Origin of the sequence: Roseateles sp. 22389 (assembly GCF_052044995.1) — a bacterium.
Lineage (GTDB): Bacteria > Pseudomonadota > Gammaproteobacteria > Burkholderiales > Burkholderiaceae_C > Roseateles.
Genome location: NZ_JBQEOF010000010.1, coordinates 202,165 through 217,297, shown reverse-complemented (window position 1 = coordinate 217,297; position 15,133 = coordinate 202,165). Strand labels below are relative to the sequence as shown.

Genomic DNA, 15,133 nt, shown 5'->3' with positions numbered 1-15,133 from the left:
GGTCCTCTCTCAGCTCATCGCGCCGCGAGCGCGGCAGGGGTGGTCACGGACGCGGTCGCCAGCACGGTCCCGGGCGCGGCGGCATGCGCGGCGGAAGGCGTGGTGGCCGGGATCGGGGCCGGGACCGGCGCCGGACCGAGCAGCGTGTTGACGGCGGCCAGCTCGGGCTCGCCGAGCGCGCCGGCCGCCTGCTGCAGCAGCAGCTTGGACAGCACGTAGCGGTGGCGCGCCTGCTCCCAGGCGTTGCGGGCATTGCTCTGCGTCTGGATGGCCAGCAGCAGGTCGGTCATCGTGCGCGCGCCCAGGTCCAGGCCGCTGCGGGTGGAGGCCAGCGCCTTCTCCGCCGCCTGCACCGCGGCGCCGGCGGTGCGCATCTGGCTGAGCGCCGACAGCACCGCCTGGTACTGCGCCTGCGTCTCGCGGGTCATCGCGCGGCGCGCGCCCTCCAGGTCGTCGCGCAGCTGCTCGCGCTGGTAGATCGCCTGGCGCTTCTGCGACTCGGTCGCGCCGCCGGCGAACAGCGGGATGGTGAGCTTCAGCCCGATCGTCGTCGTGTAGCGGCCGGTGTCCTGCGGCGCGACGGCCGGTCCGGACAGGCGCTGCCCGTCGAGGCCGGCGCTGAGCGTCGGCAGGTGGGCGGCGCGCGCGGCGGCCACGCGCTGGTCGCCCGCGGTCACGGCCAGCGCCGCGGCCTGCAGCGCCGGGTTGTCGCGCAGCGCCTGCGTCACCCAGGCCTGCGGGTCGGCCGGCTCGGGCATCAGCATCGCCAGCTCGGGCGCAAGCGGCTGCAGCTCGCCCGGCATGCGGCCGGTGATCTGCGCCAGCGCCTGGCGGGCGTCGAGCAGTTCCTCGCGCGCCTGCGCGGTGGTGCCGCGCGCCAGCTCGTAATAGGCGCGGGCCTGCTCGACGTCCAGCGACGCGGACAGCCTGGCCTCGAAGCGCGATTGCGCCTGCGCCACCTGCTGGCCGTAGACGTCCTCGATCGCCTGCGCGGTGGCCAGCGCGGCCTGCGCCGTCAGCACGCCGAAATAGGCGCGGGCGACGCGGGCGCAGAGGTCGGCCTCGGCGGCGCGCACGCGGGCGTCCTCGGCGCTGACCAGCGTCTTCGCGGCATCCCAGCTGCGCAGCCGGCTCAGGTCGACCAGGACCTGGCTGAGGCTGTGGGTGAGCTGGTGCTGGCGGCCGTCGTCGCGCTGGTGCGACTCGCTCAACTGGGCGGACCACTGCGGCAGCAGCTGGGCGCGGGCCTGGACGGCCAGCTCCTGCTGCTCGCCGCGGACCGCGCGCGCGCCCGACAGCACCGGGTCGGCGCCGCGCGCCTGGGCGTAGACCTCGAGCAGGTCCTCCGCGGCGGCGGGCAGGCAGCAGCCCGCGCACAGCGCAGCCACCACGACCGCCGCGACCGCCGCCGGCCGGGAAGGGAAACGTGCACGCATGGTCAGGCCGAGGTGGGCGTCTTGGACGGGGCCGCCGTGGCGCGCAGCAGCGCCGGGTCCATGTGCAGCTCGGCCGCGATGTCGACGACCTGGCCGTCGATCACATGCACGTTGCGCTGCGCGCGCGCGGCGAGCTGCGGATCGTGCGTGACCATCACGATGGTGGCGCCGTCGCGGTGCAGTTCCTCCAGCAGGTCCATCACGCTGCGGGCCATCGCGCTGTCGAGGTTGCCGGTCGGCTCGTCGGCCAGCAGCAGGCGCGGCGAGCCGGCCAGCGCGCGGGCGATCGCCACGCGCTGCTGCTGGCCGCCGGACAGCTCGGCCGGGTAGTGACGCTCGCGCGCCGACAGTCCGACCCGGGCCAGCGCGTCGCGGGCGCGCTGCTGGCGCTCGGCCGACTTCATGCCGCGGTAGCGCAGCGGGACCTCGATGTTGTCCAGCACGTTGAGGTCGGGGATCAGGTTGAAGGCCTGGAAGATGAAGCCGATCTTCTCGTTGCGCATGCGCGAGCGCTGGGTGTCGTCCATGCGGCTGACGTCGACGCCGTCGAGCTCGTAGCGGCCGCCGGTGAAGGCCTCCAGCAGGCCGGCGATGGTCAGGAAGGTCGTCTTGCCCGAGCCCGACGGACCGGTGACGGCGACGAACTCGCCTTCGCGCACGTCCAGGTTGAAATCGCGCAGGGCGTAGGTCTCGATCATCTCGGTGCGGTAGACCTTGGACAGCGATTGCATCTTCAGCATGGGGTTCCTCGCGGGCGGTGGTGGGCGATGAATGGGGCGGGGGGCGATGACGGCGGTGTCAGACGTCGACGTCGGTGGTCGGGGCCGGTGGGGAGGGAGACGTGCGGCGCTCAGGGACTGAGCGTCACCCGCTCGGCGCCTTCGAAGGCCTGCGCGCCGGAGACGACGACCCGCTCGCCGGGCCGCAGGCCCTCCAGCACCTCGACCTTGGACAGGCTCTGCGCGCCCAGCCGGATCGGGCGCTTGACGGCCTGGCCGTCCTGCACGACGTAGGCGAAGCGGCCGCCGCCGTCCTCGACGAAGCTGCCGCGCGCGACGGTCAGCACCTTCTCGCGGCGGTCCAGCAGCACGCGCACCGACAGGCGCTGGTTCTGGCGCAGCTGGTCGGGCGTCGCGCCGTCGAAGCGCAGCCGCGCGGCGACCTCGTTGTTGACGACCTCCGGCGAGACGCTGCTGACCAGGCCCTTCCACTGGCGGCCGTTGCCGGCGATCTCGCCGGGCATGCCGATGGCCAGGTCGCGGGCGAAGCTCTCGGGGACCTGCATCTGGACCTCGAGCGCGCTCAGGTCCACGACGGTGAGCAGGCCGGTCCCCGCGTTCACGTTGGCGCGCTCGGCCACCAGCAGCTGGCCGACCTGGCCGTCCACCGGCGAACGCAGCTCGAGCTCGGCGACCTGGCGCTGCAGGTCCTTCACCAGCAGCTGCTGGCGTTGCAGCGCCTGCTGCTTGGCCTGGAGCTCGAACTTGAGGCTGTCGTCCTTCAGGCCCAGCCCGTCCTTGGCGTGGGCAGCGGTGATGCGCGCCTTCTCCAGCGCGTCGCGGGCCTTCTCGACCTGCATGCCGGCGACCGCGCCGGCCTCGTAGGCCTTGGTCTGGCGCTCCAGGTCGTTGCGAGCGGTCTGCAGGTCGATGGCGGCGTTCTCGTAGCTCGAGCGCAGGGCGGCGCGCTGCTCGCGGCCGTCGACCTCGGCGCGCAGCGCCTCGGTGCGCAGCGCGTCGGCGTTGCTCTGCTCCTGGGCGAGCCGGGCGCGCAGGTCCGGGCTGTCGATGACGCCCAGCAGCTGGTCCTTGGCGACCTTGTCGCCGGCCTTGACCTTGAGCACCAGGTTGCCGCCGTGCAGCGCGTAGACGGTGGGGCTCATCGCGGCGACCACCTTGCCCTCGCCGGCGATGTCGCGCACCAGCGGGCCGATCTCGGCCGCGGCGACCGACAGGCGCTGCAGGCTGACCGAGTTGCCGCTGCCCATCATCCGCTGCACCGCCGGCGCGGCGGCGAACGCGGCGGCCAGCAGCCCGGCGCCCGCCAGCGCCAGCCACAGCCGGCGCCGTCCCTGGGGGCGGGCGAGGGGAACGTCCTGTCCGGAGGTGTCGCGAATCATGAGGGTGTCCGAGGGTGGTCCATGTGATCGATGCCACACCGGATCGCAAGGCGCGTGCCATCCGCGCCAAGGTGGAAATCCTCAATCGGATCAACGACTTGGCCCACCGGCCCGGTGGCGCTGGGGTGTCCGCGGACACTCGCACGGACAGCGGGCGGACAGCGACGGACAGGGGTGGACGCCAGGGGACGGCGGAGGACGGAGGGCAGGGCGACGGGCCGGACGACGGCAACGAGTCGGTCGACCTACTGGTGTCCGGGCCCGGAGGCCGATGCGCTACTGGTCCGGGCAGATGCGCCCGCGGGCCGGCGGGCCAACACTGGCGGCTCCTCTCACCCTCTTGGATCCGACATGACCCGCTCTTCCTTGCCGACGCCTGCCGCTGCCCTTGACCTCGATGCGGATGGCGCCCCCATCGCCCGGGACGATGCCCGCCGCGCCCGGTCGCGAGCTGCCGACCCGACCGACGCCCCGACCGACGCCTCGACCAACGTCCTGAACGACGACGCCGCCGCGGATCCGAGCCCGCCTGCCGCCGTCGATGTCCAGTCGACCGCGATCGAGGTCGGCGCGACCTCCACGGCGGACCGGACGCCGCCCCGCGACGACGACGATCGTCCGCTGATGCCGCTGCTGCTGGGCGGGCTGGGCCTTGGGGCGCTGGGCGTCGGCGCCGCGGGCGGTGGCGGAAGTGGCTCGGCCCTGGGAGCCATCGCCGGTGGTGGTGGCGCGACCCGCCCGTCCCTCGATGGCTGGCCCTCGGGACCGGGCGGTGACCCATCGACCTCGCCGTCCGGCGGCGGCGCGGGCGGGACGGGACATCGTCCCGCCGAGGCCGTCCTGGGCCTGCAGGTCTTCGCCGCGGGCACGATGCCGGACGGCACGCCCCTGACCCGCGACGGCACCGTGCGGGTCCATGGCCTGGAGCCCGATGCGCGCTGGTCCTACAGCTTCGACGGCGGCGCGACCTGGCATCCGGGCGACCTGGACCGCATCCCCGGCAGCGAGGCGGCGAAGGCGGGCGGCGACGGCCGCAAGTCGGTGCTGGTCTACCAGACCGACCTCGCGGGCAACGACAGCCCGCAGGCGTCGCTCGTGTTCGAACTGGACCAGACCCCGCCCGAGGTACCGAAGCTGCGGCTCAAGCACGACACGGGGAGCAGCCCGACCGATCGCTGGACCTCCGATCCGACGATCGAGATCCTGGGCCTGGATCCCACGGCGACGCTGACGGTGGCCATCCTGGACGAACCCCCGTTCGAGTGGCAGGCGGCGGAAATCCCGGCGTCGCGTTTCGCAGGCCTGGAGGGCTTGTGCCGGGTCGTCGCCACCCAGGTCGACGCGGCGGGCAACAGTGCGTCCGCGACGCTGGACTTCTGGCTCGACACCACGGCGCCGCTGGCGCCGCAACTGGTGCTGGCGACCACGCCGGACTCGGGGGCAGTCCTTGCCGGCTGAGGCGGGGCCAGGCGCCCGACCGCGCTCAGTGGTGGACCGNCACCCGGTCCACCCCGAGCTCACTTGCCGAAGCTGTCCTTCAGTCCGGTGATCTTGTTGAACACCGGCGCATCGGCGCGATGGTCAACGCGGTCGGCGACGAAGTAGCCGTGGCGCTCGAACTGGACCTTGGCATCCGGCGCGACCGCGCGCAGCGACGGCTCCAGGTAGCCGCGCACGACACGCTTGGCATCGGGGTTCAGCAGCTCCAGGAAGTTGCGTTCGCCGGCGTCGGGCTGGGCTTCGGTGAACAGTCGGTCGTACAGGCGCAGCTCGGTGGCGATGCCCTCGTGCGCGCCGACCCAGGTGATCACGCCCTTGACCTTGACCGCGTCGGCGCCCGGGGTGCCGCTCTTGGTGTCGGGCACCAGCCGGGCCAGCACCGCGGTGATGGTGCCGTCGGCGTCCTTCTCGCAGCCGGTGCACTCGATCACGTAGCCGTACTTCAGCCGCGCCTTGTTGCCCGGGAACAAGCGGTGGTAGCCCTTGGGCGGGGTCTCCATGAAGTCCTCGCGCTCGATCCACAGCTCGGGGCCGAGGCTGAACTGGCGCGTGCCCAGTTCCGGCACATGCGGATGGGCCGGGGCCGAGCAGGCTTCGCGATGCTCGAGCGAGCCGAAGATCTCCGCGTAGTTCTCGAGCTTGAGCTTGACCGGATCCAGCACCGCCATCGCGCGGGCGGCCTTGCCCTCGAGGTCGGCGCGCAGGTAGCCGTCCAGCACCGAGTACTCGATCCAGGCGTTGGTCTTGGACGCGCCGGTGCTTTCGACCATCGCGCGGATGGCCTCGGGCGTGTAGCCGCGGCGGCGCATGCCGACCAGCGTGGGCATGCGGGGGTCGTCCCAGCCGTCGACGTGTTTCTCCTCGACCAGCTGGCGCAGCTTGCGCTTGCTGGTGACGACGTAGGTCAGGTTGAGCCGGCCGAACTCGTACTGGTGCGGCAGCGGGCGGGCGAGCAGGCCGCCCTGGGCCAGGTGCTCGACGAGCCAGTCGTAGAACGGCCGCTGGTCCTCGAACTCCAGGGTGCACACGCTGTGGGTGATGCACTCCAGCGCGTCCTCGATCGGGTGGGCGTAGGTGTACATCGGGTAGATGCACCACTGGTCGCCGGTGTTGTGATGGGTCGCCCGGCGGATGCGGTACAGCGCCGGATCGCGCAGGTTGATGTTGGGCGACGCCATGTCGATCTTGGCGCGCAGCACCATGGAACCATCCGGATGCTTGCCGTCGCGCATCTCGCGCAGGCGGATCAGGTTCTCCTCGGGCGAGCGGTCACGGAAGGGGCTGTTCTTGCCCGGCGTGCCGAAGTCGCCGCGGTTGGCGCGCATCTCCTCGGGCGTCTGCTCGTCGACATAGGCCAGCCCCTGCGACACCAGGTACTCGGCCGCGCGGTACATGAAGTCGAAGTAGTTGCTGGCATAGAAGAGGTGGTCCACCTCGCGGCCGGCGCCGTCCTTGGCGTCCCAGGTCCAGCCCAGCCAGGCCACCATCTCCTTGATCGCGTCGACGTATTCCTGCTCTTCCTTCTCCGGATTGGTGTCGTCGAAGCGCAGGTGGCAGATGCCGCCGTAATCGCGCGCCAGGCCGAAGTTCAGGCAGATCGACTTGGCATGGCCGATGTGCAGGTAGCCGTTGGGCTCGGGCGGAAAGCGGGTGCGGATGCGGGCCGGGTCCAGCGGACCGGCGGCATGGTGGGCCGCGTCGCCCGGGCTGCCGGCGAAGTGGCGCGCCGGCCGGAAGCCCTGTTCCAGGTCGCGCTCGATGATGGCGCGCAGGAAGTTGCTGGGCTTGACGGCGGTGGCGTCCGTCTTGTCGGGCGCCGGAGCGCCGGCGGTCTTGTCGTGGCTGGACATCGATGAATGGACTCTCGAATGAGGCCGCAGATTCTACGTGGGGTGGGGTACCCCTCATCTCTGAGGGAGCGGCCGCAGCAAATCCGTCAGACCGGTCGAAGGATCTGACGCGGAGTAGTCATGGCGCGCACGCCGGGGTGCTTTTGATACTGCCCAACTTTTCATTCGACCTTCCAAGGCAGCAGCCATGCAACTTCCGACGACGCCCGCCCACCGTGCTTCCCGAGTCCACGCGCCCGCCGACGGCGGCGCTCCACCGTTCGAGGCGCCGGCGCGTCCGCGGCGGCTGGCGGAGGAAGACGAGGAGCAAGGGGAATCCAGCGCCGCGTCCGCGCCCGCTGGGGAGCCTCAGCAGACCGAGACGGTGCCCGCCGCGCAGGACCCGGCCGCGAGCGGCGTCCCGCCCGACAGCCCCACCGGGAACGGCGAGGCGGTCCAAGGATCGAACGGCAAGGATGAGAAGTCCACGGAGAAATCCGTCGCCGCGATGGTGACCTGGCTGCTGGGGGCGGCGCTCTCGGCGGGGTCCGCCGTGGCCCTGTCGGGAGGTTCGGGCAATGGCGGCGCGGACGCGAAGCCGGAGGGCGAGCCCTTGCCCCAGCCCGACCCGGGCCCGAAGCCGAATCCGAATCCGAATCCGAATCCGAATCCGAATCCGAATCCGAATCCCCAACCGGATCCGAAACCCGATCCCAATCCCAATCCGGACCCGGGCCCCAAGCCGGATCCGAACCCAAACCCGGATCCCGGTCCGAAGCCGGATCCCGATCCGAACCCCAACCCCGATCCGGGTCCCAAGCCGGACCCCAACCCCAACCCCAACCCGGACCCCGGCCCGAAACCGGATCCCCATCCGAACCCCGATCCCGCCGTGCGCGTGCCGCCGGCGCCGCAGCCGGCCTTGCACTCGCCGGGCGCCCAGCGGGAGGGCCTGCTCGGCAGCGTCGGGGAGATCCGCATCGGCGCGCTCGAGGCGGACGGCCGCTGGGAGTACTCGCTCGACGAGGGCAAGACCTGGCATGCCGGCAGCGGCTCGGTGATCGCCCCGTCGGCCTTGGGCACGGACGGCAGCAAGTCGCTGCAGGTGGTGCAGATCAGCGCGGACGGCCACCGCAGCCCGGTGGCCAGCCTGAGATTCGACATGGATACCATCGCGCCGCCAGGGGCTGGCCTGACGCTGATCTCGGATACCGGCAGCTCCGCCACCGATGGCTGGACGAACGACGGCCGCATCCGCATCGACGGCCTGGAGCCGGACGCGCGCTGGCAGTACAGCGTGGACGGCGGCGCGACCTGGTGGAACGGGACGGACGCGACGCTGTCCACGGCGCAACTCGGTGCCGACGGCGCCAAGGACATCCGCGTCCGGCAGGTGGATCCCGCGGGCAACGAGGGTCCGGTCACCACCCTGAGCCTCCTACTCGACACCCGCGCGGCGGAGCTGACGCTCGCGCTCGCGATGGACAGCGGGCTGTCGGCGTCCGACGGCATCACGCGCGATGCGACGGTGAAGGTGAACGGCCTGGAGTCTGGCCTGCGCTGGGAGTACCGGATCGATGACGGTCCGTGGGTGACCGGGACCGGCGACACGATCGCGGCGTCGGAGTTCGGCACGACGGCGGGCGAGCGCCGGGTCGAGGTGCGGCATGTCGACGGTGCCGGCAATCGCGGCACGGCCGCGCTCGACTTCGTCCTGGACACCCACACCGTGTCGCCGGGCGTCCAGTTGGCGGTCGACTCCGGCGTGTCCGGGGACAAGCGGACCAACGACCCCACCGTGCTGGTCAGCGGCCTGGAGAGCCTCGCGATCTGGGATTACCAGATCAACGGTGGCGAATGGCGGCGCGGTCACGGGGATCGCATCGACAAGGCCGCCTTCGACGGCGTGGCGGACGGCTACCAACTGGTCCGGGTGCGGCAGATCGACGCGGCGGGCAATGAAGCCGGTTCGACCCTCGCCTTCGACCTGCGCCGCCAGGCCGCCGCGCCGACGGTGACCCTGGTGAACGACACCGGAACGGCGGACGACCGGATCACCCGCGACGGCACGCTGCGGGTGCTCGGCATCGAATGGGGCGGCAGTTGGGACTACCGCATCAACGGCGGGGAATGGAAGACCGGGTCCGGCGTTCTCATCGATGGGCGGGAATTCGATCGCGCCACGGACGGTTGGCAGCGCGTGGAGGTCCGGCATCTGGACGCGGTGGGCAACCAGGCGTCGACGGTGTGCGAGTTCCAGCTCGACCGCATCGCACCGCCGCCGAGCGTCGCGCTGGCCAATGACACCGGCGTGGCGGACGACCGGCTCACCCGCGACGGCACGGTGATCGTCGGCGGTCTCGAGCCGGACTGCCGCTGGGAGTACCGCATCGACGGCGGTGCGTGGCGGGCTGGCGTCGACAGCCGCATCGCGGCGAGCGAGTTCGGCGCCGACGGCGCCCACAAGATCGAGGTGCGCCAGATCGACATCGCGGGCAACGCGAGCACCGCGACGCTGGACTTCACGCTGGACCGGCACGTCGGCCCGATCGGGGCGGCGCTGGTGAACGACTCCGGCGTCGTCGGCGACCGCATCACCAACGACGCCACCATCGCCGTGACCGGCGTCGAGCCGGGCAACCGCTGGGAATACCGCATCGGCGGCGGCGCCTGGAAGACCGGCAGCGGCGACCGCATCGCGGCCAGCGAGTTCGGGGTCGATGGCCGCTACACCGTCGAGGTGCGCCAGACCGACCCGGCCGGGAATGAGAGTTCCGCCACGTTCGACTTCACGCTGGACCGGCAAGCCGGCGCCTTGTCGGCGGCGCTGGTGAATGATTCCGGAATGGCCGGCGATCGGATCACCAACGATGCCGCCATCGCCGTGGGCGGCCTGGACGCGAGCAGGACCTGGGAGTACCGCGTCAGCGGCGGCGCCTGGAAGGCCGGCAGCGGGGACCGCATCCCGGCGACCGAGTTCGCCAAGGACGGTCCCTACACCGTCGAGGTGAGACAGGCCAACAGCGCGGGCAACATGGGCACGGCGACGCTCGACTTCACGCTGGACCGGCAGGTCGACCCGATCGCGGTCGCGCTGCTGAACGACTCCGGCACTGCTGGCGACCGCGTCACAAACGACGCCACCATCGCCGTGACCGGCGTCGAGCTGGGCAACCGTTGGGAGTACCGCATCGGGGGCGGTGCCTGGAAGACCGGCAGCGGCGACCGCATCGCGGCCAGCGAGTTCGGCGCGGACGGCACCAAGTCCCTCGAGGTCCGGCAGATCGACGTCGCGGGCAACGTAAGTTCGGCGACGCTGGACTTCACGCTCGACCGGCAGGTCAGCCAGATCGCAGTCGCGTTGCTGAACGACTCCGGCACCGCTGGCGACCGCGTCACCAACGATGCCACCATCGCCGTGACCGGTGTCGAACAGGGCAACCGCTGGGAGTACCGCATCGGCGGCGGTGCCTGGAAGACCGGCAATGGCGACCGCATCGCGGCCAGCGAATTCGGCGCGGACGGCAGCAAGACGCTGGAGGTCCGGCAGATCGACGTCGCGGGCAACGTGAGTTCGGCGACGCTCGACTTCACGCTGGACCGGCAGGTCAGCCCGATCACGGCCGCGCTCGTGAACGACTCGGGCACCGCAGACGATCGCATCACCAACGACGCCACCATCGCCGTGACCGGCGTCGAGCTGGGCAACCGCTGGGAGTACCGCATCGGCGGCGGCGCCTGGACGACCGGCAGCGGCGACCGCATCGCGGCCAGCGAGTTCGGCGCCGACGGCACCAAGTCCCTCGAGGTCCGGCAGATCGACGTCGCGGGCAATGTGAGCACCGCGACGCTGGACTTCACGCTGGACCGGCAGGGTCCTCCGCTCGCGCTCGCGCTGGTGAAGGACACGGGCACCGCCGGCGACCGTGTCACCAACGAGGCCGGCATCGTCGTGACCGGCCTCGAGCCGGGCCATCGCTGGGAATACCGCATCGGCGGCAGCGCCTGGAGAACCGGCAGCGGCGACCGCATCGCCGCCAGCGAGTTCCACATCGACACCACCTACACCGTCGAGGTCCGCCAGGCCGACATCGCCGACAACGTCGGCACGGCCACGCTGAACTTCACGCTTGATCGCACCGTCACCGCGCCGAAGGTCGCCCTGGCGCAGGACACCGGCGCCAGCGCCACCGACCGGATCACCTCGGTGGCGACGGTCGACATCGACGGGCTGGAGGACGACGCGCAGTGGCAGTACAGCCGCGACGGCATCAGCTGGACCGCCGGGACCGGGAAGTCCATCGCCGCGAGCGAGTTCTCCGGCGATGGCGACAAGCGGGTGCTGGTGCGGCAGGTCGATCTCGCCGGCAATGTCAGCGCCGCGACCGAGCTGAAGTTCAGCTTGGACACCAAGGCCGACGCGCCGACCTTGACCTTCAATTCCGCGGCCCGGACTTACTGGGCAAACCGGCCAGGCAATTTTCCGGAAGTGGAGCAGTTCTACCTGGCCAGCAAGGCGCTCAATGCCAACGGATCCATCGACGTGGGCCTGGAGTCGGGCAGCCAGTGGCTCTACAGCCTCAATGGGGGGCAGGATTGGTGGAGCGGCGCCGGTAGCAACTTCAAGCCGCCAGCGCAGCTGTCGCCGGGGCGCCATGAATTGCAGGTCCGGCAGGTCGACATCGCGGGCAACGAGAGCGGGATCCGGCGCCTGGAGTTCGACTACGACACCACCGCGCCCACGGTGGTCGCGGATCGTGGCAAGGATGGCAGCTTGACGGTGACCTCGCAGGAAGATGTCGAGCTGGTGTTCGTGAGCTACGGCAAGAACCTCGTGAATCTCCAGGATTGGCAACCCGAGGCGGTGACCAGCGGCCAGCGCTTGATGTTTGCTGCCGGCAGCAAAAGTGTTCTCAGCAACTTGCATGGCGCGCTGCGGCTCTACGCCATCGACAGCGCGGGCAACGCCATGGAAGTCCCGGTGAAGACGACGTCGGATCCGGCGAGCGTCCAGCCTGCGCTGGTCATGCGATGGGACGAGGGCCCAGGCGGCAAATGGGCGTTGAACCGTGAGGAACGCGGTACGGCGGGCAACGATGTGCTGAACGCGTCCCCGGACAGTGACTTCTTCACCGGCGGGGCTGGCGCCGACACCTTCCGATGGTTCAAGGGACAGACCGGCGTGGACTTCGTCCTCGACTACAAGCGCAGCGAGGGCGACGTGCTCGACCTGAGCGCGTTGACCGCTGGCTATACCGAAGCGACGCGCGACGACTTCTTCTTCAAGGAGGTGCTCAAGGACGGCACGATCGCGCTGACGGTCACGAGCGAGGGCGGGCGCGGGATCTACGGGTTGTCGATCCTGGTCACGGCGCTCGATGGCGATGCCTTGCTGTCCGTGAGGACCGCCTCCGGCATGGCCGTGATCTGACGAAGGGGGAGGCGGCGGCCCGGTCGCCGCCTCACATCGCCTTGAATAGATGCCCGTACATCCGGCTCACCGCCAGCTTCTCCGGCCGGTGGCGCAGCCGCAGGGTCAGCTTGCCGGTGTCATCGCGATGCACGCGGTCGATGGCATCGACATGCACGATGTGTCCGCGGTGCACCTGCCAGAAGCGCTGCGCATCGAGCTGCGGGAGCAGCTCGCGCAGCGAGATCCGCACCAGGTATTCCTGGTCCGCGGTCATCACGCGGACGTACTTGTCCGCCGCCTCCAGGTAGACGATCTCGTCCAGCGGCACCAGCACGATGGCGTCGCCGACGCCGACCTGCAGGTGCCGCAGCGACGTGACGGGGCTGCCGCCCGCCGGCTTCGGGCTCGCGGCCTGCACGCCCAGCAACCCACGCAGCTGATCGATCGCCGAGGCCAGGGTCGCGGGCGGCGCCTGCCGCTGCGCGAGCGCGGCTTGCAGCCGGGTCACCGTCTGCGCCAGGCGCTCCCGCTGCACCGGCTTGAGCAGGTAGTCCACCGCGGCGCGCTCGAAGGCCTGGAGCGCGAACTGGTCGTAGGCGGTGACGAAGACCAGCAGCGGGAACGGTGTCCCGTCCGGCCACTCGTCGGCCAGCTGCGCCGCCGCCTCGAGTCCCGTCATGCCTGGCATGCGGATGTCCAGGAAGCAGACCTCGGGCTGGTGCCGGAGCGCCAGCGTCACCGCCTCCTCGCCGTGCGTCGCCATCGCGACGATGTCCAGCGCCGGCCACAGCGCCTTCAGTTCCTGGTGCAGATGGGCGGCCAGCAGGTCCTCGTCTTCGGCGATCAGGGCGGTGGGCATGCGGGCGTCTCCATGTGAAGAGGGATTCAAGAGGGATTGAAGAGGGGAATGAAGCGGGAATGAAGGGGGCAGCTTGAACGGCGTGGGCGACGGGCACGAGCGTGCGGCAGTCGGAAGGGTGAAGTTGGTGGGCAGTGCTTGATCAGGCCGGAGCCGGCAACGGCAGGCGGATCCGCGCGCGGGTGCCGCCGCCGGTCGGGCGGGACAGGTCCAGGCGCGACAGTTCCAGCGCCGCGCGCGGGCCGAAGGCCACGGCGAGCCGCTCGCGGACCTGCACCGTGCCGAAGCCGCCGTCGGGTGTCGCCGGCCGTGCCGGATCGAAACCGGCACCGTCGTCCTCCACGTCCAGCCACAGCTGACCGTCCGCGGCCGTCGCGGCCACCCGTAGCGTGCCGCCGCCCACATGCGGCTCCAGGCCGTGTTTGATCGCGTTCTCCACCAGCGGCTGCAGCAGCAGCGGCGGCACCGGCAGCTCGCGCAGCGTCTCCGGCAGTTCGAACTCGAAGCGCAGCCGCGCACCCATCCGTACCTGCATCAGCGCCAGGTAGTCGGCCAACCGGGCGAATTCGTCCTTGAGGGGGTGGCGCTCCACGCGAGAGGCGGACAGCGTCGCCCGCAGGAAGGCGATGAGGTGGTCCAGCATCGCCTGCGCGCGTTCGGCGTCCAGGCCGATCAGCACCCGCAGGTTGGCCAGCGTGTTGAACAGCATGTGCGGCTCCAGCTGCGACTCGAGCAGCCGCAGCTGCGTCTCGGCGGCCTGGCGGCGCAGCGTCTCGGCATGGGCTTCGGCGCTTGCCATCCGGTGGCGGTACAGCAGAAAGAAGGTGGCGGCGAAGCCCGGGATCAGCGAGATCACCATCACGGCCAGCACCCGGCGCAGCGGGCTGGCCAGCAGGCTGCGCTCCTGGAAGCCGGTCACGAAGTTGCCCACCTCCAGGCCGATGCTGTAGCCCAGGCCGGTGCCCAGGACCAGACACACCGTCATGAGCGGCCAGCCGGGCCAGTCGAACGCGTCGCGGGGCGCGCGACCGAGACGCTGCAGGGTCTGCCAGCGCAGCCAGCCCAACCCGAAGCGCAGCAGGTTGATGCAGGTCGCGCAGAACAGCGAGATGAAGAAGCAGTAGACCAGCGTCGGTCCCGGCGACTGGTTGAACACCACCACCAGGGCGACCGACACGACCACCGTCAGCAACAGCACCAGCAGCACGTGGCGCAGGAGCCAGTGCAGCGGCGGCGGGAGGGGCAGGGGGCGCATGGGCAGGGAGTGTCGGCGATCCGGCCGCGTCCGGGCCGCGGTCAGGCCACCACCGGGCCGCCGCTGCGCGGCCGCACGGCCAGGATGTTGATCGCCCGGCCCAGGAAGGCGCCGCTGAACAGGCCGAACGCGGCGCTGGAGGCCATCGCGATGCCGAGGTGGGTGGCGTAGTCCGGGTGCAGGGCCAGGCTCATGCCGGAGGCGAACTTCAGCGTGAAGATGCCCAGCATCAGCGCGAGCGGCACCCAGCTGCCCGGGACGATGAAGCGGCGGGTAGCGGCGTCGAAACGCGTCTGGCCGGGCCAGCGCAGCGCGCGGACCGTTCCCGCGCCGAGCCCGATGCCGACGAGCCAGGCCAGGCCCGGCAGGCCGTCCAGGCCGAAGCTCTTCTCCACGCCCCAGGCGCCGAAGACCAGCCACAAGGCAGGCAGGATCACCAGGCGGCGGGGCCGCATCGCGGTCTCGCGGCACTGCCGCAGGCCGATGATCGTGATCACCAGCAGGATGACCCAGACGTACTTGGGCACGTGGGTGAGGATTTCGAGCGGGGTGGGGTGCATGGCGGGCTCCGGTGGTGGGGCGTGGTCGATGGACGCGACTGTTGCGGACGGGCGCCGCCGCGCCCAGCGGCCTGCGACGAAGCGCTGCCCAGCGGCGCGAGTTGTCGCCGCCGTTCGCCATCCGGGTCGCGCACGGTCTCCGCTCGAGCTTCGCCGGGGAAC

The 15,133-nt window shown here is 71.2% G+C and carries 9 protein-coding genes; 2 read left to right on the top strand and 7 right to left on the bottom strand.

Annotation, left to right across the window (positions count from 1 at the left end; translation table 11 throughout):
• Positions 1–14: 14 nt before the first annotated feature.
• The 3 genes from ACTJKJ_RS15840 to ACTJKJ_RS15830 form a co-directional block, all read right to left on the bottom strand.
• Complete coding sequence (locus ACTJKJ_RS15840) at positions 15–1,436, bottom strand: TolC family outer membrane protein (protein WP_440821012.1); 1,422 nt, start codon at positions 1,434–1,436, stop codon at positions 15–17.
• A gap of 2 nt (positions 1,437–1,438) precedes the next feature.
• Positions 1,439–2,176: an ABC transporter ATP-binding protein gene (locus tag ACTJKJ_RS15835; protein WP_297383889.1), complete on the bottom strand. Its 738-nt coding sequence runs from the start codon at positions 2,174–2,176 to the stop codon at positions 1,439–1,441.
• A gap of 110 nt (positions 2,177–2,286) precedes the next feature.
• The gene (locus ACTJKJ_RS15830) at positions 2,287–3,555 is read right to left on the bottom strand and encodes an efflux RND transporter periplasmic adaptor subunit (RefSeq protein WP_183492276.1); all 1,269 of its coding nucleotides are present in this window, start codon (positions 3,553–3,555) and stop codon (positions 2,287–2,289) included.
• A 351-nt stretch (positions 3,556–3,906) separates the two neighbouring features.
• Between ACTJKJ_RS15830 and ACTJKJ_RS15825 the strand changes: the two genes are divergently transcribed.
• Entirely contained in the window at positions 3,907–5,013 is a 1,107-nt protein-coding gene (locus ACTJKJ_RS15825; protein WP_297383886.1) for a hypothetical protein, read from the top strand.
• Between the two features lie 59 nt (positions 5,014–5,072).
• Here ACTJKJ_RS15825 and ACTJKJ_RS15820 read toward each other — a convergent pair whose 3' ends face one another.
• On the bottom strand, positions 5,073–6,905 hold the full coding sequence (locus ACTJKJ_RS15820) for a glutamine--tRNA ligase/YqeY domain fusion protein (RefSeq protein ID WP_297383884.1): 1,833 nt from the start codon (positions 6,903–6,905) through the stop codon (positions 5,073–5,075).
• A gap of 187 nt (positions 6,906–7,092) precedes the next feature.
• Here ACTJKJ_RS15820 and ACTJKJ_RS15815 point away from each other — a divergent pair, with 187 nt between their 5' ends.
• Positions 7,093–12,315, top strand: a complete 5,223-nt coding sequence (locus ACTJKJ_RS15815) for an Ig-like domain-containing protein (protein WP_440821011.1) — start codon at positions 7,093–7,095, stop codon at positions 12,313–12,315.
• A gap of 31 nt (positions 12,316–12,346) precedes the next feature.
• Here ACTJKJ_RS15815 and ACTJKJ_RS15810 read toward each other — a convergent pair whose 3' ends face one another.
• The 3 genes from ACTJKJ_RS15810 to ACTJKJ_RS15800 form a co-directional block, all read right to left on the bottom strand.
• On the bottom strand, positions 12,347–13,156 hold the full coding sequence (locus tag ACTJKJ_RS15810; RefSeq protein WP_297383880.1) for a LytR/AlgR family response regulator transcription factor: 810 nt from the start codon (positions 13,154–13,156) through the stop codon (positions 12,347–12,349).
• A 142-nt stretch (positions 13,157–13,298) separates the two neighbouring features.
• Entirely contained in the window at positions 13,299–14,411 is a 1,113-nt protein-coding gene (locus ACTJKJ_RS15805) for a sensor histidine kinase (RefSeq protein ID WP_297383878.1), read from the bottom strand.
• A gap of 41 nt (positions 14,412–14,452) precedes the next feature.
• Positions 14,453–14,971: a DUF6622 family protein gene (locus ACTJKJ_RS15800; protein ID WP_147242899.1), complete on the bottom strand. Its 519-nt coding sequence runs from the start codon at positions 14,969–14,971 to the stop codon at positions 14,453–14,455.
• Positions 14,972–15,133: the final 162 nt, after the last annotated feature.